We start from the raw sequence: 22,801 nt of genomic DNA on the forward strand, positions 1-22,801 counted from the left end.
TGCACGGAGCATGTAACGCTGACTGTAGCGTAGGAGTTCACGACGGGATCGGGGCTGTGACCCTGCGTCCATGACACACCGGCCTGATTGTCGCCAGCACCCGGTTCGCAGCTGGAGCGCGAGTCGCGGGCCTTCGAAGCAGCGCGATACCGCCGCCATGGCCGCGCCTGAATAGAAGCAGCGCTGCGACAACTCGCGCCGAACATACCTCGGCCGGACGACCCCGCAGAGGTCGTCCGGAGAACAATGATGCGTGAATGCGCAGGACGCCCCTACACTCGCCGGGAATGTGAGGTGCATTTCAGGGAGGCACACACATCGCAGCCGCCCTCCTGGGGGGGGGCGGGTCATATGGAACCATTGCGGGTGATCCAGGACTTTCCACCTGTGCCGTTCGGGATGCTGACCGCTATCGAGTTGGTATCCGCGCGCGTTCCGTTGTCTTGTGGCGCATTCTAGGTATCTCGTTTCCGGGCGTCGCCCGGCGAGAACGATTGGGCGAAAAAGAAATATAAAAAACAGTAGCTTGTGTGGATTTTCCTGGCCCGGACCAAATGGTTTCCGGCAAGCGCTTCCCGGATTCCATTATCGTTTTGTCAATGCTTTTGCCGGTACGAATTGGGTGCTCTGCCAAGGATTCAATTGATGACTGCTGTTGCGACCGGACGATGGTCATTCAAGACAAAGCTTCAGCTCCTGTGCGCGGGGTTGGTTCTGTCGGCTTCGGCTATCGTGGCCCTCTCAATGTATACGCAAGCCTCTCAGGCCATCCACGAACGCGAGAGCGTCGCGCTCAAGGCCGAGGTCGCCCACTATACAGAGATGCTGGGCACGCCATTCAGGCTCATGGAACAGGACGCGAGCCTTTTCGCGCAATTCGGCGTCGTCTCGACGTTGATCAAGGGCGTCAATGCCGGGGCGAACACGGGCAGGCTGGAGGCGCGGATCGCTGGCGGCTTCTCCAGCCTCCTCAAGGCGCGGTCGCACTACTTTCAGGCGCGGGTTATCGGTCTGGCGGATAACGGGCGGGAAATCGTCCGGGTGAACAAGATCGACGATCAGATTGTCTATACTTCGCCCAGGGAGATGCAGCAAAAAGGCGATGAACCCTATATGCGCCAGCTCGCCAACAGCAAAGGAGCCTTCTTTTCTGCCGTCACGCTCAACCGTGAAAACGGGGTCGTCGACTCGCGGCGCTTGCCGACGATCCGACTCGTACAGCCGATCGTCGATGACAACGGGGTCACGATCGGGGCAATCGTGCTGAACGTTGATTACCGCGCTCTGCTGCAGAAGCCGAATTTCCAGATGTTGAAGGGGCACACCCTCACGGTCATCAACGCGGAGGGTGACCATTTCCAGGCGACCTCCGGCACCGGAGAGGGTGTGTTGAGCCTGCATGATGACCCCGGCTTTGTGCCGTCGCCGTACCACGGCGCGTGGCAGGATGGTGAGTCATCCGTCATCATCCGGGATACCGAGGAGGCCTACCGCAAGACCCTCTCGCTTGGCGCGCCGGGGCACGGGCAGTACCTTGATGTGATCGTGAGCGTGCCCATACGGGCGCTGCACGAGCCCGGGGTGGTCGCGCTGCGCAACGCGCTATTGCTGGCGGGGGGCTTCCTCGTGCTTACGCTGCTCGTGGCCTGGATTGTCGGGGACCGGATCGCGCGGCCGCTGGTGGACCTCGCGCACGCAATCGCCAGCCGCGAGCGCGTGCTGAAACCTCTCGAACTTCGCCACCAAGGTCATGGCGGCACCGACGAGGTTGGGTTGCTGGCGCATGCCTTCAATGGCCTGACAAGTCAGCTGATAGCGCAGACGGCGGAGACGCTGGCCATCGTCAGCGCGGCACCCGACGGGATCGCGACCTTCGACGCGCACGGCAAAATCCTGAAATGCAACCGGGCCTTCGAAGACCTCTTTGGAGCGGGGCAGGGGGCGCTGAACGGCGCCAATCTTCGCGGTCTGCTGTGCGATGGGGACGCCCTTGGTGCCTTGATTCCACAGGCTGGAGCCGCCGCGGAGAGCGATGCTCGCGCTCTGTATTCTCTGGAGGGGTGCCGCCTTGACGGGACGACGTTTCCGGCAGAGGTGGCGCTCAACGCCGTCTCCGACGAGAGAGAAACGCGTTACGTCGCCATGCTGCGCGACGTCACAGAACGCCGAGAAGCGGAACGGCAACTGCGGCAGACCGTGGAAACCCTTGAGGCGACGAAAGTCGAACTCGTGCGCTCGAACGAGGAGTTGGACACCTTCGCCTATATCGCCTCGCACGACCTGCGCGCCCCTTTACGGGTGATCCGAAATGCCAGCCGCTGGCTTGAAGATGACCTCGGAGACGCGCTGGACGAGGAGTCTCAGGAAAATCTGGGCCTCCTGAGGAGCCGGGTGAACCGGATGGATCAGTTGCTGACCGATCTGCTTGAGCACTCGCGAGTCGGGCGCGTTCAGCATGACGGGAGCACGGTTACCGGCGCGGATCTAGTCGAGAACATCCGCCATTTGGTGAATGCTCCGGAGGGGTTCACGATCACCGCCAGTCCGGAACTGGAGGCGATGGAGGTTCGGCAGTTGCCGCTTCAGACTGTTCTGCTGAACCTCGTCTCCAACGCGTTGAAACACCACGACAAGGCCTGCGGCCATGTCATGATCGACGTGACGCGGACAGAGGACGGGGTCCTGCGGTTCGACGTAACCGATGACGGTCCGGGGATCGCGGTGGAGTACCAGACGCGGATCTTCGACATGTTCCAGACGCTGAAGTCGCGCGACGAAGTCGAGGGCAGCGGCATCGGGCTCGCGATAGTAAAGAAGACGGTTGAGATGAGCGGCGGTCTGGTCTCGGTCGACTCCGCGCCGGGGGAGGGCTGCTCGTTCAGTTTCACCTGGCCTGACGACTGCGGAAAAGGTGAGGCAAAAGGGAAGGGGACTTCGGATGACCGGACGGCGGCTGCATGAGACTGAGACGCGACCGTTGACGGTCGTGCTGATCGAGGATGACGACGGCGAAGCCAAGGCCGTCGAGCGGGCGTTCCGAAAATCGCGCATCCTGAACCGGATTGTGCGGGCCGTCGATGGTGTGGAAGGTCTGGCACTTTTGCGGGGGGAGACCGAGCACAAGATCGAGCAACCCCTCGTACTACTGGTCGACATCAACATGCCCCGCATGAACGGGCATGAGTTCCTGACCGCGTTGCGCGCCGACAAGAACCTGAAGGACTTGATTGCCTTCACGCTGACCACTTCGATGGATGCACATGACATCGAGCAAGCCTATGACCGCAACGTCGCCGGCTACTTGGTAAAGGAACGTGCCGGCGAGGACTTCATCGATCTGGTTTCTACTTTAGAGAGTTTTTGGACAGTTGTGGAGTTCCCGGTGCTGAAACAAAAGGAACCCCGCTATGTTGGTTGAAGTGCCGCGGCCGGAAAGCACGGACCTGCGCGTACTGCTCATCGAAGACGATATTGGCGACCAAAAAATGATCCGGCGCGCGATCAAGGCGGCGGGTTTGAAATGCCGTCTGACCGTAGCATCCGACCTCGCGTCCACGGCCACGTTCGCGGGCAATCGCTTTGATGCCATCCTGCTGGATAATTCGCTGCCAGACGGGCACGGTATCGCAGCGATATCAGAACTGCGCTCGAGCTTCCCGGAAGCGGGTATCGTCGTCGCGACCGGGCAAGGCAGCGAGGAACTAGCCGCACGCGCGATCAAATCGGGTGCGGACGACTACATCCCGAAATCCAAGGTTGATGATCAGTCGATCAGTCGAATCATCAAGAGCGCCGTCAACGTTGCCCGGCTGAAAACCATCGCCGAGGAACGCCGGAAAGAGCTGGAAGTCTTCGCGTACATCCTCAGCCATGATCTGAAGGCGCCGGCACTGCACCTCGCCATGCTGACACGCGCCGCGATCGAGGATATCGATCTGGGGCCAAAGGAAGTTCTTTCCGACACTCTCAAGGATATCGAAACCTGCGCGCATCGCCAGTTGGAGCTGCTCGCAGCCCTCACCGCGCATATCGGCATGGGTGAAAAAACCGAGCTGGTGTCCGTGAAACTGGACGAGGCCGTCAGGACCGCCTGTCAACTCGTAGGTCTGGGAACGGGCACAAGCCCCGTCGAGGTCATGGTGGACGACCTGCCAGAGGTGCGCTGCAGCGTTGCTGAAATGCGACAGCTCTTCCAGAATCTGCTGCTGAATTCGGCGAAGTTCTGCGTGGGCAGGAAGCCGCGCATTCATGTCAGCGGGTGCAAACGCGATGACGGCGTGGTGGAAATTGCCGTGGCAGACAATGGCATCGGCGTGCCCGAAGACAAGCGGGACATGATCTTTCAGCCATTCCAGCGCCTGCATTCGAGGACTGAATTCGAGGGTACGGGCCTGGGGCTGGCAACTTGCGCGAAGATCGTCAATCGCCACGGTGGAACCATTTGGTGCAAAGAAACGCCAGGCGGCGGACTGACTGTATGCTTTACGATCGAAACCCTCCCTCCGCATGAGTAGATCCGTCTACTCCGGGAACGTCATGTGCGACGGTAAACGATTCGGTTCTGGACCTGTCACGTATCCGTACCGATCCTCCGTATCGTGTCGCAAAAGAGAAACAGATGGCATCACGACCGACCGAGGATTTTTTGTGCCGAAGCAATGCGGGTAGCTTTGACGAGCGGGTTGCCGCGCAAGCAGGTGGCCACGGATTTCAGGATCGGCTTCTCGACACTGCACCGCTGGATCCAGCAGGATCGGCGCAACGCTGAGAAACCGACAATCCAGTCCGATCTCGAACGCGAGCTCGCAGAGTTGCGGGAAAGAGAACCGCATGCTCCGGGAGGAGAGGGGTGTGCTAAGAAAGGCCACGGTGTTCTTCGCGGAGAAAAGCAGATGAGGTTTGGCTTCTTCCACTGCCCGGCAGGGTATTTCCGCAGGAAATGTCCCGAGAGGGGAAGAACACCGGCACGACATCCCGGTGAACCGGCTGTGTCGGATCATGGATGTCAGTCCGCGTGGCTATCGAGCCTTGCGTAATCGCCCCGTCAGTGCCAGCCAGCGCCAGGACTTGGTCGTGTTGGCCCATATCCAAGAACAGTTAACCCTTTCGCTGGGCAGCTACGGTCGACCGCGTATGACCGAGGAACTGAAAGAACCGGGTTTGGATGTCGGGCATCGCCGTGTCGGCCGGCCGATGCGTGAGAACGGCATATCCGTGAAGCGAAACAGGGAGTTCAAAGCGACAAGAGACAGCAACCACAGCTTCGACATCGTACCAAACCTGCTGGATCGTGACTCCTCGGCAGATCGTCCCAACCAGAAGCGGGCGGGCCCCTCTCGGGACATCACTGCGTGATGCCCTTCCGGGCAGCGGACATCAGTTATGTCTGGACGCAGGAAGGATGGCTCTACCTCGCAGTGATCTACGACCTGCATTCGAGGCGTGTCATCGGCTGGGCAGTCAACAATCGGATGAAACGCGACCTGGCCATCAGAGCACTGAAAATGGCAGTCGCGCAGCGGCAACCGCCTCGGAGCTGCATCTTCCACAGAGACCGCTCCCGCGACTATCAGAACGTCCTGCGCGAGCACGGCCTGAAAGCGTCCCCTCTACTGCATGTAAACATGCACTGCCAGGCAACGGATGAGCGTCAAGGGTAACTGCTATGACCACGCCGCCGTCGAGGCCTTCTTCAAGACAATCAAGGCCGAGCTGCTGTGGCAGCGATCCTGGCCGACACGCCGGACAGCCGAGCTCGCCATCTTCCAAATCATCAACGGCTTCCACAATCCGTGCCGACGGCACTCAGCCCTGGGCTGGAAAAGTCCCTTGGCCTTCGAAGCTCAGGCTGCGCAAATGAGAACTTGGACCGGCCCGGAAACGTGAAAGGTCCAAACCGCCGAATACTGCCCGCCAGCGCAGCCGGGAGCCATAGCAGAAAGCTGGCTCTACGCTCAGTCGTCACAGGTCAAACGACTTTTCCGTTCGACTGCGCCGTCATCCGCTCTGAATGAGTACGGGCGCCATCGGCGCGGGCTGTTGCCTTTCCCGGGACACGATCCACGCTTTCAGCTCATGCAGAGGCATCGGACGCGCGATGTGGTAACCTTGGCCAGAACCGCAGCGATTCAAGGCGAGGTATGCGGCCTCGGCCTGGGTTTCTATGCCTTCGGCCAACACGTCGATGCCAAGGTTCTCCCCAAGTTCCAGTATCGTATGAACCACGGTCTGGAGCCGGGCATCGCAGTCGACGTGTCGGATCAGGCTGCGATCCACCTTAATGCGGGAAATGGGGAAGTTCAGAAGGCTGGAGATTGCCGTGTGCCCGGTTCCGAAATCATCGAGCTCGATTTGAAACCCGTGCTCCGCCAGTCGCCTCACGTTCTCGGTAATCTTCGGTGAACGTTCGCCAAGTAGCGTGGTCTCCAGTATTTCGAGCCGTACCTGCCGTGGCGCAGCGCCTGCCAGAAGCACCTCCCCGTAAATTTCGTCGGCTGCCCCGGGCTCGCTAAGCTGTTCGGTGGAAATGTTTACGCTCACGGTGACCAGATCTTTGCATGTTCCCTGCAACAGGGTCAGTGCCTTGCAGGCATGGTGCAGGACCTGGCGGTCGATGAGCTTCACGACGGAGGAACTGGCGACGAACTGCAGGAATTGCCCTGCGGAGAGCGTTCCCCGGGTTGGGTGATGCCAGCGGGCAAGGGCTTCGAACCCGACGATCTTCCGGGTGCGAAGGTCGACCTGCGGCTGGAAATAGGCGGAGAATTCGTCGCCTCTGAGCCCGATGCGGATCTCTTCCTGCATGGTCGCCCGCAGGACGGCTTCCTCCCGCATTCCCGGTTCGAAGAACGCATGTCGGCCACGCCCGTCTTCCTTGGCATGTTTGAGTGCGATGTCGGCATCCGCCACGGCGCGTTCGATATCGCTGTCGCCACCGTGTTCCACGAACGATATGCCGATGCTCGTGCCGAGGCGCAGGGACTTGTCCCCGAGTTGCAGAGGCTGGCCCACGCGCCGGGCAATCAGCTTCGCCAGCGCGGCAATGTCGGCGTCGCTGTCGCCACTGCAGCGCAGAAGGAGAAACTCGTCTCCGCCCACGCGCGCCATGAGTTCGAACTCCGCTTCCAGCTCCTTCAGGCCGCTTGCCGTATGGCACAGGGCGGCATCGCCTGCCTGATGTCCCTCGGTATCGTTGACCTGCTTGAACCGGTCGAGATCCAGATGAAAAATCGCAAGGCGCTCCCCTTTGCCGAGCGAGGCCGCCAGCGTCGCAAGCTCCTCGTCGAGCCCGCGCCTGTTGTGCAGCCCGGTCAGGTGATCGGTCACGGCAGCACGGCGAAGCGCGTGCTCCCGTTTCCGGTCGGCAGTGATGTCGACATGGGTCCCGACCAGCCGCGTGGCTTTCCCGTCCTTGAAGACGACGAAGGCGCGGGAAAGGATCGATATCCAACTCCCGTCCCGGTGCCGCATGCGAAATTCCCGTTCGAGATTGGTCGGGCCGTTTTCGCGCAGATCGTCAAGCCGCTCGGTCAGGACCTCCCGGTCGTCCGGATGAAGAAGCTCGCGCACCGTGTCCAGACTGTGGGGCAGCGCGTCCGGTTCGTAGCCGAGCATTCTGAACCATACGGGCGATAAATACACGTCGCCCGTCCGGAGATCCCGGTCAAATAGGCCGTCGGAGGCTCCCTTCATGGCGAGGGCAAAGCGCTCTTCGCTGTCGCGGATTGCCTCCTGCCCCTTGCCCATGACGTAGACCAGTGCCGCGAGGGCGCAGGACAGGATGAAACCCGCGATGAGAACAGCCTCGTCGAACAGCGCGAACCTGTCATTGAGCGCCGTCTTCGTGGGGGCGATGGCAAGGTCCCAGGTGCGGCCAGCCACCATCAGGCTGGTCACAAGCGCGAACGGCTGCTGGCTGGCGTGCGAAAAATTGCCGTGGACGGACAGGGGGCCGTCGGCAATCGCGACGATGAAATCATCCCCGAGTTGCGGGCGGATGATGCTGTCGAGGAGCGGTTCCGCCCGAAAGACAAGATTGATGAAACCGCCGATTTCTCCGTGGTGGTAGACCGGAAGGTATCCGACGAACCCCTTGCCTCCCTGGGCCAGCGTGAGGGGCGGGGTCAATCTGAGCGTTCCGGTGAGCCGTGCCTCGTCCAGCGTGCGTGCGGGCGCTTCCAGCGTCGACAGGTCGAGGCCGTGCGCGGCTTCGTTCCCCCGGGGCGGGTGGGTTGCGGTGATGACACCGTCTGGTCCGACCCAATTCAAGGCCTGAAGATCCTCAAGATAGCCGAATATCGAGGCCGCATTCAGCGAAAACGCTTCGCTCATGACCTGCGTCGCCTCCTGGAGTTGCAGCGCAAACAACCCCGCAACGGCGAAATCCTCCTCCAGGCGGCTCTCCACCGCCATCGAGACCAGCCTGGCATTCGTTTGGACCATGTTCCGGATATCGGAATTCTGGTCGGCCTTCACGGCCATGAAGGCCGCGACGGTCAGGAACAGGAGGACCACCCCCGCCGCAAGGCCCCGCACAATGTTCCGACACGTCCGCACAGTGTCCTCCATAAACCCGGACAAGAACTAGACATATCAACCAAAATCTTAACAGTGCGTTAACTATAAACGGTCCAGCGGATTGACCCTGTTGACGTCGTTATGGTGATCGCTGCCCTCTGTCATGGTGTCTCTGTCGACAGCCTTGCCGCAGGTGTGAAAACCTGTGCCGCGCGCGATCGGCGACGAAAAACGCCTGCCCTCCGGCGGGAATCGGAGGGCAGGCGCATGCGGGCGATAGCCCCAAGCGTTCGGGCGGCCGTCAGCCGCCGAAGAGCCGTGGCAAGGCAAAGACGATTCCCGGCACCGCCACCAGCAGCGCCACGCGCAGCAGTTCGGCCAGAAAGAACGGCATCACCCCGAGGAACGTGTCGCGCATCGGCACATCGGGCGCTTGCGCCGAGATGATGAAAACGTTCATTCCAACCGGCGGGGTTATCAGTCCCAGTTCCACCACGATCAGGGCCAGAATGCCGAACCAGACCTTCAGATCCTCGGTCGACATGCCAAAGGGGCTGTCCGCCGCCGCCACGAAGTCGCCGCCGTTGATCTCGACCAGCACCGGCCAGAAGAAGGGGATCGCCAGCAGGATCATCGACAGGCTGTCCATCAGGCATCCCAGCAGGATCAGCGCGACCAGCAGCAGGATCAGCGTTGTCATGGGCGCGAGGCCGGAGTTCGCCATCATCTCGGCGGTCGCTTGAGGGACACCACCGCGCGCCATGAAGATCTTGAGCAGTTCCGCCCCGAGCAGGATGAGAAAGATCATCCCGGTGGTGCGCGCCGTTTCCAGCAGCGCCTCCCGGGTTTCCCAGAGCGACAGCTTGCGCCGGACAAGGCCGATCAGGATCACCATGAGAACACCCACGGCGGCGGCGGGCGTCGGGTTGAACAGGCCGAAGTACAGCCCGCCGATCACGGCGACAAAGACCACCAGCACCGGAAAGATGTTCAACGTCGCGTCCAGCAGTTCATCGCGCGTCGCCCGCTGTCCGGCGGGGCCGGACCCGGGCGCCAGCGTCGTGAAGGCGAGGATCGTCAGGATGAAGAAGGCCACCGCGATCAGCCCCGGCAACAGCGCTGCCATGAACATTGTGACGACGTTGGCTTCGACGATGATGGCGTAGATGATCAGCACCACGGAGGGCGGGATCAGGATGCCCAGCACGCCGCCCGCCGCGATGGTGCCGGTGGCCAGCTTGTTCGAGTAGCGGTAGCGCTTCAGCTCCGGCAGGGCGACGCGTCCCATGGTCGATGCGGTAGCGAGCGATGAACCGCAGACCGAGCCGAAGCCCGCGCAGGCGGCGATGGCGGCGATGGCCACGCCGCCGCGCATCCAGCCCAGCCAGGCGTGGGCGGCCCGGAAGAGGTCGGCCGACAGCCCCGTACGCGCGGCAATGGCGCCCATCAGAACGAACAGCGGTACGACCGAAAGATCGTAGGTGGAGAACTGCGCATAGGCGAGGTCCTTGAGCTGGCTCAGCACGATAGGCCAGCCGTTCAGGACGGCGGTGCCGACGCCGCCCACGATGATCATGGCATAGGCGATGGGCATGCGGATGGCGATCAGCAGGACAAGGATGCCAAGTCCCGCGAGGCCGATAGTCAGGCTGTCCAAGGTCAGGTGCTCCGGGTTGTGCGCAGGGCTGCGAGGGCTTCGGCCAGCGTGATGAGCGCGGCTGCAAGCAGCAACACGAGGGAGATCAGGGCAGGAACGAAGGCCCACCAGATCGGGATTTGAAGGATGCCGGTGAATTCGGTGTAGGTGCGGTAGTCCACCAGTCCCAGCCACATGCGCCAGATCAGCAGCCCGGCAAAAGCCGTGGCCGTCAGCGCGGCGAGCGTCGACATCGCCGCGACCTTGAGCGCGGAGGCCCGCATCGTGAAGATGTCCGCCGACACGTTCGCCCCGGTCAGCTGGCAATAGGGCAGGAAGGCAAAAACGGCGATGGCGGTGCCCATCTCCGTCAGCTCGAAGTCGCCCGGGAAGGGGGCGTTGGCGATCCAGCCCGCGAGGATCGACCATGCGTTGATCGCCACGACCCCCAGAAGGGCCACGCCGCCCAGCAGCGCCCAGCCCTCGATCAAAAGACGCGCGGGACGATACCGCCCCGCGCCGATGGTGGTTTCAGTCATCTCAGTTGGTGGCCATGTTCTGGCCGACCAGTTCGACCGCGCGATCATAAAGCGCCTGTCCGTCGATGCCCTGTCCGTCCATTTCCTCGATCCAGCGGTTGACCACCGGGGCGGTACGCTCCTCGAAGGCGGCCCATTCCTCGTCGGTCAGCTGGATGTGGGTGTTGCCCGAGTCCGTGGCGATCTTGATGCCGAAGTCATCGGCGGCTTTCCAGATTTCGCCCACCTCGGCGTGCCAGTCAGCGTCCGAGACTTCGCGGAAGGCGGCCTGGATGTCCTCCGGCATACTGTTCCAGCGGTCCTCGTTCATCAGGACGGAGAAGGACGTTGTGCCCAGCCGTTTGCCGCCCGGACCCTCGATCTGGTAGTCGGTGACCTCCTGGATTTTCAGCGCGGGGATGATTTCCCAAGGGATCAGCGCGCCGTCGATCACCTTTTTCGAGAGGGCAACGGGGATTTCGCCCACGGCGGTCTGCACCGGTGATGCGCCCAGCGCCTCCAGCACCCATGCGCCCGTGCGCGAGGGGATACGGATCTTCTTGCCTTCGAGATCGGCGGGGCTGCGCACTTCGTCGGCTGCCATGTGCATGGCCTGGCCCTGGTGGACGTGCTGGAACATCGGCACGACGCCCTGGAAATCCTCCGCGAGGAACTCATCGTACATAGCGAGCATCGCCTTGTTCACCGCGGCGTTGTCACCCTGATGCACGCCCGGCAGCTCGAAGACCTCGGTGCGCGGGAAGGCCCCGGCGGCATAGGCGTTCACGATCCAGACAAGGTCCACCACCCCGTCGCGGGCCTGGCGCGGCAGCTGCGGCGGCTTGCCGCCCAGGGTCATCGCCGGGAAGATCTCGATCTTCACGCGGCCGTCGGTGGCTTCCTCGACGCGCTTGGCCCAAGGCTCCAGCATCTGAGTATGCGCCGGCGCCTTCGGGCTGAGGAAGTGATGCAGTTTCAGTGTGTGCTCCTGCGCCGCCGCGGCCCCGGCGACGAGGCCGAGCGCGATGGCCGATGAGGCCAGTGTCTTGAGAAGTTTCATGGGTTTCCTCCCTTTGGTTTGTTCTATCGGTGCGAATCGCCTAGTGCGGCGACACGCGGGCGATTGCGATGTTCAGCAGCACCTGACGCTTCTCGGTCAGGGCGACGGTGATGGCCTCATCCAGCACGGCGGGCAGCTCGGCGCCCTCGGTGACGGTGGCGGTCCAGGCGCGGCTGGCCTCGGCGGTGCGCGTGAAGTCCGGGCTGGGCCGCAGCGAGGTCAGCGGCACCTCGTTCGCCGCCCGCGCCGCACCCTCGGGGTAGAGCCCCTCGACCGAATGGCGCACGGCGCCCCATTCCTCGTTGTTCAGGACCAGAACGATCACCGGCACCCCGTGCGCCTCGGCCACGAGGTGGCAGGCAGTGGGGTTGGCGAACATGTAACTGCCGTCGCCCATGGTGGCAAAAACCAGCCGCTCCGGGTCGGCCATCTGCGCGCCGATGGCGGCAGGCAGCCCCCAGCCAAGGCCGCCGGAGTGCGGTTCCTGAAAATAGCTGTCCGGCTGATCCAGATCGAGCGGCATGAGCGGGCAGCCCAGTTCGTGGAAGACGGTGGCGCGGCGGCCCTGCGCGGCCTGCGCCTTGATCGCGCGGCCAAGGCAGAGGCTGACCCAGTCCTTTGTCATGGGCGCGGCGCAGCCCGCTTCCGCCATCGCGACGACCTGCTGGCGCGCCTTGGCAGAGGCGTCCGCGATCCGCTGCCGTCGCGCGCTGCGGTCGGGAAGATCGGGGAGCGCGTCCATGGCGCGCGACAGCGCCCCGATGGTGCGGTCCACCGGCCCGGCCAGCGTCAGGGCCGCGGGGAAATTGCGCACCGGCGTGCGGCTGAAGAGCGGGTCGGGGCCGGCCTGGATCACCACCGCGTCCTCGCGCAGGCGGACCTTGTCCGGGAACCACGGTGCCAGCGAATCGAGGATCAGCACCGCGTCCGCTTTGGCCAGCCACTGATGCGGCTCCGCGCCGATCTGACAGGGGTGCGACAGCGGCATGGCCAACTGGTTCGACCAGTAGTGCGACAGCGGCAGGGCGTGGGTCTCGCAGAGCCTCTGAAGCGTCTCGAAGCCTGCATCCGACCCCGCACCGCGCTGTGCGATGATCAGCGGGTTTTCAGCCCGCGCCAATGCCTCTGCCGCCTGGGCCAGTGCGTCGGGGTCGGGCGCGGCGATCACCGGCGCCATGCGCGACGGCGCGTCAAGCCCCGCGCGCGGGCAGGGATCGCACAACACCTCGCGCGGCAGGCTCAAATAGACCGGGCCCTTTGGCGTGGAATTGGCGATGGCCCATGCGCGGTCCATCAACTCCGAGATCTGGTCCGCGAAGCGCAATTCATAGTGCCACTTCGTCGTTTCCCGTATCAACGCCTCCTGGTCGAACATCTCCTGTCCCCAGCCGATGGGAACGGTACGCGCGCCAAACCGGGAATGCTCTGCCACCGGGGTGCGTCCTGACATCAGGATCATCGGCACCTGGTCGCACCAGGCGTTGATCGCTGCGGTGGCGCCGTTCGCCAACCCGACGTTGGTGTGCAGCAGCACTGCCTGCGGGCGGCCCGTCACCTGCCAGTAGCCATGCGCCATGGAGACAGCGGCGTGTTCATGCGGCACCGTCACCGGGACCGGCAGATCCAGCCCGGCGCGACGCGCTTCGACAAAGCCCTCGATGATTGGCGGAAAATCGGTGCCCGAATTGGCAAAGACATAGTCGACGCCAAGCGCCTTCAGCTTGCCGAAGATGGCGCCGCCCGCTGTGATCCCGGTGGAGTCCTTCACGATGCGCCCCCGTGCTGCCCGCTGGCTATTCTCATTAATGTAGATTCCATTTGCAGATAGTGAGGGTGTGGGCCAACCTGTGTCAATCCACCGCGATGGAGAGCGCGCCCATGGCCACCCCGATAAACCTGTCCGTGATGAAGGCCTTCGATGCGCTCGACCTTCTGGGCGAGGACTGCCGGGAACTGACAGCCGAAACCGTGGCGCGGGAATTGCGGCTCAGCTACGCGACTGCGCATCGCTTCCTCGTGACGCTGGAGGCGGCGGGCGTGCTGACCACCGTGCGGCGCGGGGCCTTTGCGCCAGGGCCGCGGCTGGCCCGCCTCGGGCGCATGGCCGAAGACCTCGCTCCACTGCCGCCAGCGTTGCGGCCCACGCTCGACCGGTTGCGTCAGGCGCTGGGCGAAAGCGTCATGGCCTGCCGTTACACGCCGCGCGGTCCGCTCTGCGTGGCGGTCAGTCAGGCGCAGCGGGCGATTTCCGTCAATATCCGCACCGGCACCACGCTGCCGATGACGCTCACCGCGCAGGGACGTCTGTTCCTGGCGGCCATGAGCCCGCGCGACCGCGCCGGATGGGCCGCCGCTCAGGGAGAGGCGGCAGAGGCGCTCTCCGGACTGGAGCCGGTGCTGGCCGAGATCCGCGCGCAGGGTCACGCATTGAACCGGGGCGACAACGAACCCGACATCGCGGCGGTTTCCGTCCCGGTGCGGTCGGGCGGGCGCGTGCAATTGACGCTGTCCGCCTTCGGCATGCTGAGCCGCTTTGACGACGCCTTCACCATCCACGCGCTGAGGTTTCTGAAGGAGGCCGCCGCAGAGCTGGGCGAAACCTGAAAGCAATCGAGTAACCATCACGGGAGGAGTACCACGATGAAAGACGACCCGAAGACCGCCGGGGAGGCCGGCACGGAGTTCTGGCGCGGGCTGAAGCCGATCACCAAGGTCTTTCAGCCGGACGCCCAGCCAGAGGTCTACCTGCCCGACATCGCGGGCGAGGACATGCGGTACTACGTGCCCTTCACGGAGACGGTCTTTTCCAGACCTGTCTGGATCTCGCCGAGCCGCAACATGTGGTGCGACGTGCTTATGGCCACCGGACCGGGGCTGGTGAACCGGCATTACCACCCGCATGAGGTTTTTGCCTACACGATCTCCGGCAAATGGGGGTACCTCGAACATGACTGGATCGCGACCGCCGGGGACTTCGTCTACGAAACACCCGGAGAGGGCCACACGCTGGTCGCCTACGAGCACGAGGAGCCGATGAGGGTCCATTTCAAGGTCACCGGCCCGCTGATCTGGCTCGATGAGGACGGCGAACCCGAAGGCTACTTCGACGTTCACCAGTATATCGCGCTGTGCAAGGCGCATTACGACAAGGTCGGCCTTGGCGCGGACCATATCGAAGGTCTGTTCCGCTAGGGTCATGCCGACATGCCTCCATCGGCCATCAGCAGGTGGCCGGTGGTAAACCCCGACTGCGCCGAGACGAGGTAGAGCACGGAGGCGGCGATTTCCTCGGCCGTGCCGTGGCGGCCCATGGGGATGATCTCGTCGAAGAACTCCGTTCCGTCGCGGCCGATGATCTGCCCCAGGTCATCCTCCACCCGTTTCTGAAAACCGTTGTCGATGGGACCGGGTGCCACCGCGTTCACGCGGATCCCGCGCGGTGCGAGGTCCTTGGCCAGCACCCGCATCAGCCCGGTCAGCGCGTGTTTCGCGGTGATGTAGGCGTAGACGCCGGGATCGCCGCGCGTCGCAGCCACGGAGGAAGTCAGCACGATGCTGCCGCCGCGCCCCATGTGCGGGACGGCGTGCTTCGCCAGCAGAAAGGCGCCGCGCACGTGCACCGCCAGCACGCTGTCGAAGACCTCCGTGGGGAAGTCCTCGATGGGCGCCACGGTGCCGAAGGTGCCCGCATTGGAAAACAGTACGTCGATCCTGCCAAAGCAGTCCGCCGTGCGCGCCACGGCGCGGCGCACCTGGGCCTCGTCCGTAACGTCCGCGGCTAGGCGCAGAACCTCGCCTGCGCGGTCCCCGAAGGCCTCCGCGCAGGCGTTGTCGAGCGTGGCAAGGTCGCGGTCCACGAGCGCCAGCCGCGCGCCCTGCGCGTGCAGCAGCCGCGCGGCCGCGAGGCCCAGGGACCCCGCGCCGCCGGTAATCAGGCAGACCTTGCCATCCAGGTCGAACATCGCGTGCGCCCTCAGATCGGATAGTGCGGCGTGCCGTCCTGCACCGTGATCCAGCGCAGGGTGGTGAATTCCTCGATCGCCGCCATCCCGCCGAAGCGGCCGTAGCCCGAGTCCTTCACCCCGCCAAAGGGCATCTGCGCCTCGTCGTGCACGGTGGGGCCGTTGATGTGGCAGATGCCGCTTTCGATCCGGCGGGCGACGTTCATGGCGCGCACCGTATCCTCGCCAAAGACGCAGGCCGAGAGACCGTATTCCGTGTCGTTGGCAACACGCACCGCCTCGTCGATGCTGCCCACACGCACCACCGATGCGGTCGGACCAAAGCTTTCCTCTGTGTAGATGCGCATGGAGGGCGTGACGTGGTCGAGCAGAGTCGCCTCCATCAGCACGCCGTTGGCCTGCCCACCGGCGACGATCTTCGCGCCCTTTTCCTCGGCATCGCGGACCAGGCCCATGATCCGTTCGACGGCGCTGCGATCCACGACGCAGCCCAGCGAGGTGTTGCCCTCGCGCGGGTCGCCTACGGTGAGAGAGCGGACTTTCGCGGCGAGCTTCTCGACAAAGGCGTCGGCCACCGCCTCATGCACCACGATGCGTTCTGTCGACATGCAGATCTGGCCCTGGTTCATGTAGGCGCCAAAGGCGGCGGCGGCCACGGCCTTGTCGAGGTCGGCGTCGTCCAGCACCAGCATGGGCGCCTTGCCACCAAGTTCCAGCAGCGCCGGTTTCAGGTTCTCGGCGGCAAGCCGCGCGATGATGCGGCCGACGCGGGTGGAGCCGGTGAAGTTCACCCGGCGCACGGCCGAGTGTCCGATCAGCGCCTCCACGATCTTGCCCGCATCATCGGGCGCGTTTGAAATGACGTTCAGCACGCCCTTGGGCAGGCCCGCGTCCTGCATCGCCTCCACGATCAGTGCGTGGGTGCGGGGGCTGAGTTCGGACGACTTCATCACCACCGTGTTGCCGCAGGCCAGCGGCATCGCGATGGAGCGCACGCCGAGGATCACCGGCGCGTTCCACGGCGCCATGGACAGCACCACACCGGCAGGCTGCCGGATCGCCATGGCCATCGAACCGGGGCGGTTCGAGGGGATGATCTCGCCCTTGATCATCGTGGTCATCGAGGCCGCCTCGCGTAGCATTCCGGCAGCCAGCATGACGTTGAAGCCCGCCCAGGCGGCGGTGGCGCCCAGTTCCTCGGCCATGGCAGTGGCGATATCGCCCTTGCGCGCCTCGAGGTTGTCGGCGGCGGCCATCAGCAGGGCGCGGCGTTGTGCCGGGCCGGTCTCCGACCACTCGGGGAAGGCCTGCGCCGCGGCGTCGGCGGCGCGCATGGCGTCCTCAACCGTGGCGGCGGCGGCCTCGGTGGCGATGCCGCCGGTCAGCGGGTTCTTGCGGGAAAAGGTGCGCCCGCCCGCAGCGGAGACCTTTTCGCCCGCGATCAACAATTCAAGAACACTCATGTCTCTCTCCGTTCACAAGGTTACGCGGTGCCGCCAAGAAAGGCGTTCTGCACCGCATCGTCTGTCATCAATTCGCCCGCCGTGCCGGCGCCAGTGATGCGTCCGGCCTCCAGCAGGTAGCCGCGGTCGGCATGGCGCAGGCTGATGCGCACGTTCTGCTCCACGATCAGCAGCCCGACGCCGGTGTCGCGCACGCGGGCCAGCGCCTTGAAAAGGTCGCCCACCACGATGGGGGCAAGCCCGAGGCTAGGCTCGTCCAGCAGCAGGAAATCGGGTTTCGACATCATGGCGCGGCCCACCGCCACCATCTGTTGTTCGCCGCCCGACATGGTGCGCACGATCTGCCCGCGCCGTTCGGCCAGCCGCGGAAAGATGTCAAAGACCTGCGCCATGGTCTCCGCTTCGGAGCCGCGGGCACGCGGCGGCGTGGCGCCAAGGCGGAGGTTCTCTTCCACCGTCATGCGGTCCACCAGCCCGCGCCCTTCGGGCACCAGCGCGATACCGGCATTGGCGAGCTTGTGCGCGGGCATCCCGCTCAGCGTCAGGCTGTGCAGACGCACAGCGCCCTGTGCCGTGGGGACCATGCCCGCGACGGCCTTCAGCATCGACGACTTGCCCGCGCCATTGGCGCCCAGCACCACAACGACCTCGCCGGGGGCGACAGTCAGGCTGACGCCGTCCACCGCGAGGTGCTTGCCATAGCGGACGGTCAGCGTCTCGAGTTCAAGCATGGTCGTCCCCCAGGTAGGCCTTGATGACGGCCGGTTGCGCCAGCACTTCGGCCGAAGGACCCTCGGCGATGACCTCGCCCGCGCTCATCACGATGCAGCGCGAACACAGAGCGCGTACCGCCTCCATGATGTGTTCCACCAGCAGCACGGTCATGCCCTGACCCTGGAGGTGCTGCACGAGGTCGATGCCGATCTTCAGTTCCGAGGGGTTCAGCCCGGCGAGCCATTCGTCGAGCAGCAGCAGTTCCGGTTCGGAGGCCAGCGCGCGCGCCATCTCCATGCGCTTCTGGTCGATGTAGGTGAGGTTGCTCACCTGCTCGTCGCCACGCCCGGCCAGACCGACGAAGGCCAGCTTTTCCTCCACCAGCTCCCGCGCCTCCCGCCCCCAGTGGCGGCGGTGCCCGAAGGCAAGCGACAGCAGCACGTTCTCGCCCACGGTCAGCGTCGGCAGCGGCCGGACCAGCTGGAAGGTGCGGGCCACGCCCTGTTTCGCCACGCGGTGTGGCTTCATCTTCGTAATGTCCGTCTGGCCCAGCCGGATCGTCCCGCCGTCGCAGGGCAGAGCGCCGGAGATCATGTTCATCACCGTGGTCTTTCCCGACCCGTTGGGTCCCAGCAGCCCGACCACCTCGCCCGGTGCAAGGCTGAAGGACACGTCCCTGACCGCGATCAGCCCGCCGAACCGTTTGTGCAGGTTGGAGATCTGCAACGCCTCGCTCATGCCCGGCCCCCCTTGCGGATATCGTCGATCTTCGCCAGCACGCCCTGCGGCATGACAAAGACGATGAGGATGAACAGCAGCCCCAGGATGATCGAGAAGTGATCCGGGAAGCTGACGGAGAGCCATTCAAAGAGCAGGAACAACGGGATCGCCCCCAGCGCCGGACCCCAGAGCCGCATCGGCCCGCCCAGCAGCGCCATGATCAGCGTCATGAAGCTGACGGTCGGATTGAAGACGATGGAAGGCTCGATATAAGTCCAGCGCGGCGCCTGGATCGCCCCCACCAGCGTGATGAGTGTGGCGGAGATGACGAAGAGCAGCAGTTTGACCCGCGTCACATCGATGCCCGCGTGGGCGGCCACCACCTCGTCGTCGCCGATGGCCTTCAGAGCGAGGCCAAGACGCGACCGCCCGATGGCCCAGGAGATCAGCAACGTCACGGCCGCGAGCGCCAGCAATTGCCAGTAAATGTGACGCCCTTCGAAGGGCAGGAACACGTAGCGCCCCATAGTGTAGGTGATGTTGACCTCCCACCAGCTGACGGTCTGGCGCACCAGTTCCGCAAGCCCGAAGGTGAAGATCACGAAGTAGACCCCCGCAAGCCGCAGCGTCGAGAGGCCCACCGCCAGGGCTAGGATCATGCCGATCCCGGCGGCGCTGAGCAGGACCAGCGGGTAGGGGAGGGCTTCGTTCAGCACGGCCACGACGTAGGCGCCGACGCCGAAGAAGGCGACCGTGGCGAGCGATACGTAGCGCGTGGGGCCTGAAAACAGCGCCCAGGCGGTGGCCAGCGTGACATAGCCGGTCATGCCCAGCAGGACGCCGGTCCAGTAATCGGGGATGAACAGCGGGGCGGCGGCCAGCACGGCCAGCACGGCGGCGGCCACCGGGAAGGCGATCGAAGGCTTCATCGTCATGCCTTTCCGAACAGGCCGTTGGGTCGCACCAGCAGCAGTACGAGGAACACCGTGTAGACGGCGGCCAGCGTCAGGCCGGGATCGACGTAGGCGGCGACGAAGGTTTCCACGAGGCCCAGCAGCAGACCCGCGACGATGGCGCCGGGCACGCTGCCCTTGCCGCCGAGGATCACGACGATCAGCGCCTTCATGGTAAAGACGACGCCCCCGGTGGCGGTGAACGTTTGGAACATCGACACCACGACACCGCCGGTTGCCGCCAGCGCGCCCCCGATGGCAAAGGCGGTGCGAGCGGCGCGGTCGGTGTCGATACCGAACAGGGGCGCGCTTTGCGGGGCCAGCGCCACGGCGCGCAGCATCATGCCCCAGCGAGAGCGGTAGAGCACCAGCACCAGCACGGCGGCGATGACAAGGCTGAGACCCAGCGCCAGCAGCCGGTTGCCCGCCACGGCGGTGCCCAGCACGTTCACCGGAGTGTTGAGAAAGCTGTAGCTGGTGTATCCGCCGCCAAAGAAGATCAGCAGCACGCCCTGGATCGCGAACAGAAGGCCGAAGGTCACGAGGATGCTGTCCACCTCCAGCGCGCCGTCGCTGGGCGCGCGGTCCACCAGCGGCTTCATGATGACCCGGTAGATCAGCAGGCTGGCGGCGTAGCCCAGGGGCACGACCACCGCCAGCGCGAGGATCGGGTTGATCTGGAGGGTCGAGAAAAGGACGTAGGTGCCAAAGCACGCGGCGATGATCGTGTCGCCAAAGCTGAGGTTCATGATGCGGGCGATGCCGTACTGGATGGTCAGCCCCATCGCGACAAGCGCGTAGGTGCCGCCGAGCACGAGCCCGTTGACGACGTGTTCAAGCATGAGGGGTCCGGTCAGTTCGAGGGGGGAGGAGGCGGTGCGTTCCGCCTCGCTCCGATGCGGGCGCGAGCCTCCTGGCTCGCGCGCCTGCGATTACTGCCAGTCGGGTTTCGGCAGCTTCACGGCGGCGGTGCCGTTGCCACCATCGGGCGAGACCGCGACGAATGCGCCGTCCTGCCATTGGCCGACCCAGTTGATCGCGCGCAGCTGGTTGTCCTCAAGCCGGGTCTGTTCGCCCAGTACGGTAGAGAACGTACCGCCCGACAGTTCCTCCGCCACGGCGGCCTTGTCGAGACCGACGCGCTCGATCGCCTGCCCCAGCATCTGCAGCGAGGCATAGACCAGTACGGACCCCCAGTAGTCCGGCGCGCGACCGACGATTTCCTCGTGCTTGGCGCGGTAGGCGGCGTTCAGTTCGTTCTGCGGGTCGATGCCGCCAAGGCTCATGACGCCCTCGACCGATCCGCCCGCGATGCCCGGATAGATCGGGAAACCGGCGCCCACGCCAAGGTAGAAGACCGGCGGATTGAAGGCCGCGACCTTGGCCTGCTTGGTGAGGGCGAAGGTATGCGGCGGGTAGCTGAAGGCCACGAAGGTATCGGCACCCGCGTTCGACGCCTCGCCGAGAATGGTGGCGAAGTCGGAGGTCTCCGGCGGGAAGGTCTCGTCGTAGCTGATGTCGAAACCGGCGGCCTCGAAGGCGGGGCGCGCGGCCTTCACCAGGTCGATGCCGAAACCGTCCGCGACCGAGATCATGGCGATCTTGTCATTGATCGCGCCCGCCTCGCGCTGCTGCACGAGGATGTCGGTGAAGGCCTCGACGTAGTCCTTGCTACCGCCCATGAACCAGAAGCTGGTGTCCCACCGCTTCACGAAATCGGGCGCCTTGTCGGTCACGGCCGCGCCCGCCAGGTGCGGGTAGCCGAACTTTGCCATCAGCGGCGCCACGGCGAGGTTGAAGCCGGTGCCCCAGGGCGGCAGGATGAAATCGACCTTGTCCTGCGTGGCAAGGCGTTCCACCGCGCGCACGACTTCCTCTGCCGAGGACCGGTCGTCGTAGGCGATAACCTCGATCGGGCGGCGGCTGCCGTCGGGCAGCGTCAGGCCGCCGGCGTCGTTGACCTCCTTGACCCAGAGTTCATAGTTCGGTGTCACCGTCATGTCGGAGCCGCCCGCGTTGGGGCCGGACTTCGACACCGCGTAGCCGATGGTCACCGGGGTGCCGTCCTGTGCGACAACGCTGGTTGCCCCTGTCGCGACCAGCAGCGCCGCAGCGGCGGCGTGGGTCGACAGGCGGCGGGCCGCGCGCGCGGCCTCCGCGATCCTGAATTTCATGATACTCCTCCCGTTTTGTGCAGCGCTCGGTGGGCGCATTGCCCGGACCGGCCCCAGCCCTGCATTCCTCCGAAACAGGGCGTGGAAGGAAGCTACGCCGATGGGATCACGGCGGTAATGGACATTTTGAGGAACTAATTGCACATTTGCGGGATAGCCTGCGGGCCAGAGGAGCATTGCCATGGAACGCCACACGATTCAGGCAGAGCGCATCCGCAGCGCGCTGACCAAGACCGAGTACGCGACCTCCGGCGGGCGCTCGACCTTCATGCTGCTGGAGGCAGGGACCGGCACCTTCATCTCCGACGAGGTGGAGCGCGACGTCACCGGCCCCTGCCTGATCTGGGCACCCACGGGCTGGTCCACCCGCATCGCGCTGGTGGCGGGGACGCGGGGATTCCTGATCCGGATGCCGGAACGCGCGCTTGGCCGGGCGCTGCCCACGGACGTGCTGTCGGCGCATGTGCGGCAGGTGGTCAGCCGCCGCATCTTCCTGTCGGACCTGTCGCGCCCGGCGATCCAGTCCTTCACCACGCTCTTCGACAAGATGGAGACCGAGCTGCGCGAGATCGCGCCGGGCTCGGAGGCGGTGCTGCACCATTGCGTCGCGCTGCTTCTGATCGATATCTGGCGTGCCGCCGCGCCGCCGCTGCAAGCGAGCGAGCCACAGCCGCATCGCATATCGGACAGCTTTCTGAACCTCGTGGAACTGCACCTGCAGAACCACTGGACCATCGCGGAATACGCCCGCCGTATCGGCGTGCCGCGCGACCGGCTGAACGACGCGGTGCGCCGGGCCATCGGCATCCCGCCGCACGCCCACATCCAACGCCGCCTGATGGAAGAGGCCAAGGCGCTGCTGGTGACGACGAACCTTCAGGTGGCAGAAGTGGGTTACAAGCTGGGTTTCGGCGACGCCGCCTATTTTACCCGCTTCTTCCGCCGCCACGAAAGCCTCGCCCCCGCGCAGTTCCGCCGCACCTATACGCCGCTTTACCGCACCCGGTCGGAGGAGGTCTCTTTTGCCGAATGGCCCTGAGACAGCGCGCGGGGGCCGGATTATCCAAGGGTAATCCGGCGCCGT

At 64.6% G+C, this 22,801-nt stretch carries 18 protein-coding genes and 1 pseudogene; 7 read left to right on the forward strand and 12 right to left on the reverse strand.

Going from position 1 to position 22,801, the window contains the following annotated elements:
- The first annotated feature begins 528 nt into the window (after positions 1-528).
- The 4 genes and pseudogenes from J5474_RS13495 to J5474_RS13510 all read left to right on the forward strand — a co-directional run bounded on the left by J5474_RS13495 (position 529) and on the right by J5474_RS13510 (position 5,886).
- A complete protein-coding gene (locus tag J5474_RS13495; protein WP_209361443.1) occupies positions 529-2,961 on the forward strand; it encodes an ATP-binding protein in 2,433 nt (810 codons plus the stop codon).
- Positions 2,939-3,418, forward strand: a complete 480-nt coding sequence (locus J5474_RS13500) for a response regulator (protein ID WP_209361444.1) — start codon at positions 2,939-2,941, stop codon at positions 3,416-3,418. Before J5474_RS13495 ends, J5474_RS13500 begins: the two co-directional genes overlap by 23 nt.
- Positions 3,408-4,514, forward strand: a complete 1,107-nt coding sequence (locus tag J5474_RS13505; RefSeq protein ID WP_209361445.1) for a sensor histidine kinase — start codon at positions 3,408-3,410, stop codon at positions 4,512-4,514. The genes J5474_RS13500 and J5474_RS13505 overlap by 11 nt, the downstream gene beginning before the upstream one ends.
- 144 nt (positions 4,515-4,658) lie before the next feature.
- Positions 4,659-5,886: pseudogene (locus J5474_RS13510) on the forward strand (IS3 family transposase).
- 111 nt (positions 5,887-5,997) lie between these two features.
- Here the strand turns inward: J5474_RS13510 and J5474_RS13515 are convergent.
- From J5474_RS13515 to J5474_RS13535, 5 genes are all read right to left on the reverse strand, one after another.
- Complete coding sequence (locus J5474_RS13515; RefSeq protein WP_209361446.1) at positions 5,998-8,514, reverse strand: bifunctional diguanylate cyclase/phosphodiesterase; 2,517 nt, start codon at positions 8,512-8,514, stop codon at positions 5,998-6,000.
- Between the two features lie 304 nt (positions 8,515-8,818).
- Positions 8,819-10,174: a TRAP transporter large permease gene (locus tag J5474_RS13520; protein WP_245216449.1), complete on the reverse strand. Its 1,356-nt coding sequence runs from the start codon at positions 10,172-10,174 to the stop codon at positions 8,819-8,821.
- A 2-nt stretch (positions 10,175-10,176) separates the two neighbouring features.
- Positions 10,177-10,692 carry a TRAP transporter small permease gene (locus tag J5474_RS13525; RefSeq protein WP_209361447.1) on the reverse strand — a complete coding sequence of 172 codons (516 nt, stop codon included), beginning with the start codon at positions 10,690-10,692 and terminating at the stop codon, positions 10,177-10,179.
- A gap of 1 nt (position 10,693) precedes the next feature.
- Positions 10,694-11,731 carry a TRAP transporter substrate-binding protein gene (locus tag J5474_RS13530; protein WP_209361448.1) on the reverse strand — a complete coding sequence of 346 codons (1,038 nt, stop codon included), beginning with the start codon at positions 11,729-11,731 and terminating at the stop codon, positions 10,694-10,696.
- Positions 11,732-11,771: 40 nt separating this feature from the next.
- Entirely contained in the window at positions 11,772-13,499 is a 1,728-nt protein-coding gene (locus J5474_RS13535; protein WP_209361449.1) for a thiamine pyrophosphate-requiring protein, read from the reverse strand.
- A gap of 110 nt (positions 13,500-13,609) precedes the next feature.
- On the opposite strand from J5474_RS13535, the gene J5474_RS13540 reads away from it, so the two are divergent.
- On the forward strand, positions 13,610-14,335 hold the full coding sequence (locus J5474_RS13540; protein WP_209361450.1) for an IclR family transcriptional regulator: 726 nt from the start codon (positions 13,610-13,612) through the stop codon (positions 14,333-14,335).
- A gap of 36 nt (positions 14,336-14,371) precedes the next feature.
- Complete coding sequence (locus J5474_RS13545; RefSeq protein ID WP_209361451.1) at positions 14,372-14,923, forward strand: 2,4'-dihydroxyacetophenone dioxygenase family protein; 552 nt, start codon at positions 14,372-14,374, stop codon at positions 14,921-14,923.
- Between the two features lie 2 nt (positions 14,924-14,925).
- Here J5474_RS13545 and J5474_RS13550 read toward each other — a convergent pair whose 3' ends face one another.
- From J5474_RS13550 to J5474_RS13580, 7 genes are all read right to left on the reverse strand, one after another.
- A complete protein-coding gene (locus J5474_RS13550; protein WP_209361452.1) occupies positions 14,926-15,693 on the reverse strand; it encodes an SDR family NAD(P)-dependent oxidoreductase in 768 nt (255 codons plus the stop codon).
- Between the two features lie 11 nt (positions 15,694-15,704).
- Positions 15,705-17,156 (reverse strand): aldehyde dehydrogenase, encoded by a 1,452-nt coding sequence (locus J5474_RS13555; protein WP_209361453.1) that lies wholly within the window; start codon positions 17,154-17,156, stop codon positions 15,705-15,707.
- A gap of 20 nt (positions 17,157-17,176) precedes the next feature.
- Positions 17,177-17,887 carry an ABC transporter ATP-binding protein gene (locus J5474_RS13560; protein WP_209361454.1) on the reverse strand — a complete coding sequence of 237 codons (711 nt, stop codon included), beginning with the start codon at positions 17,885-17,887 and terminating at the stop codon, positions 17,177-17,179.
- On the reverse strand, positions 17,880-18,608 hold the full coding sequence (locus tag J5474_RS13565; protein ID WP_209361455.1) for an ABC transporter ATP-binding protein: 729 nt from the start codon (positions 18,606-18,608) through the stop codon (positions 17,880-17,882). The genes J5474_RS13560 and J5474_RS13565 overlap by 8 nt, the downstream gene beginning before the upstream one ends.
- Positions 18,605-19,519, reverse strand: coding sequence for a branched-chain amino acid ABC transporter permease (locus tag J5474_RS13570; protein WP_209361456.1), 915 nt, complete (start codon positions 19,517-19,519; stop codon positions 18,605-18,607). The genes J5474_RS13565 and J5474_RS13570 overlap by 4 nt, the downstream gene beginning before the upstream one ends.
- A gap of 2 nt (positions 19,520-19,521) precedes the next feature.
- Positions 19,522-20,385, reverse strand: coding sequence for a branched-chain amino acid ABC transporter permease (locus J5474_RS13575; protein ID WP_209361457.1), 864 nt, complete (start codon positions 20,383-20,385; stop codon positions 19,522-19,524).
- Positions 20,386-20,475: 90 nt separating this feature from the next.
- Entirely contained in the window at positions 20,476-21,717 is a 1,242-nt protein-coding gene (locus J5474_RS13580) for an amino acid ABC transporter substrate-binding protein (protein WP_209361458.1), read from the reverse strand.
- A gap of 181 nt (positions 21,718-21,898) precedes the next feature.
- Here J5474_RS13580 and J5474_RS13585 point away from each other — a divergent pair, with 181 nt between their 5' ends.
- Positions 21,899-22,756: a helix-turn-helix domain-containing protein gene (locus J5474_RS13585; RefSeq protein WP_209361459.1), complete on the forward strand. Its 858-nt coding sequence runs from the start codon at positions 21,899-21,901 to the stop codon at positions 22,754-22,756.
- Positions 22,757-22,801: the final 45 nt, after the last annotated feature.

This window comes from Sagittula salina (assembly GCF_017813235.1).
Classification (GTDB): Bacteria; Pseudomonadota; Alphaproteobacteria; order Rhodobacterales; family Rhodobacteraceae; genus Sagittula; species Sagittula salina.

Excerpts from the sequence above, each read along its gene's own strand:
- J5474_RS13500 (WP_209361444.1), top strand. The coding sequence starts at position 2,939 with ATGACCGGACGGCGGCTGCATGAGACTGAGACGCGACCGTTGACGGTC.
- J5474_RS13505 (WP_209361445.1), top strand. The coding sequence starts at position 3,408 with ATGTTGGTTGAAGTGCCGCGGCCGGAAAGCACGGACCTGCGCGTACTG.
- J5474_RS13525 (WP_209361447.1), bottom strand. The coding sequence starts at position 10,692 with ATGACTGAAACCACCATCGGCGCGGGGCGGTATCGTCCCGCGCGTCTT.
- J5474_RS13530 (WP_209361448.1), bottom strand. The coding sequence starts at position 11,731 with ATGAAACTTCTCAAGACACTGGCCTCATCGGCCATCGCGCTCGGCCTC.
- J5474_RS13540 (WP_209361450.1), top strand. The coding sequence starts at position 13,610 with ATGGCCACCCCGATAAACCTGTCCGTGATGAAGGCCTTCGATGCGCTC.
- J5474_RS13545 (WP_209361451.1), top strand. The coding sequence starts at position 14,372 with ATGAAAGACGACCCGAAGACCGCCGGGGAGGCCGGCACGGAGTTCTGG.
- J5474_RS13550 (WP_209361452.1), bottom strand. The coding sequence starts at position 15,693 with ATGTTCGACCTGGATGGCAAGGTCTGCCTGATTACCGGCGGCGCGGGG.
- J5474_RS13555 (WP_209361453.1), bottom strand. The coding sequence starts at position 17,156 with ATGAGTGTTCTTGAATTGTTGATCGCGGGCGAAAAGGTCTCCGCTGCG.
- J5474_RS13560 (WP_209361454.1), bottom strand. The coding sequence starts at position 17,887 with ATGCTTGAACTCGAGACGCTGACCGTCCGCTATGGCAAGCACCTCGCG.
- J5474_RS13565 (WP_209361455.1), bottom strand. The coding sequence starts at position 18,608 with ATGAGCGAGGCGTTGCAGATCTCCAACCTGCACAAACGGTTCGGCGGG.
- J5474_RS13570 (WP_209361456.1), bottom strand. The coding sequence starts at position 19,519 with ATGAAGCCTTCGATCGCCTTCCCGGTGGCCGCCGCCGTGCTGGCCGTG.
- J5474_RS13575 (WP_209361457.1), bottom strand. The coding sequence starts at position 20,385 with ATGCTTGAACACGTCGTCAACGGGCTCGTGCTCGGCGGCACCTACGCG.
- J5474_RS13580 (WP_209361458.1), bottom strand. The coding sequence starts at position 21,717 with ATGAAATTCAGGATCGCGGAGGCCGCGCGCGCGGCCCGCCGCCTGTCG.
- J5474_RS13585 (WP_209361459.1), top strand. The coding sequence starts at position 21,899 with ATGGAACGCCACACGATTCAGGCAGAGCGCATCCGCAGCGCGCTGACC.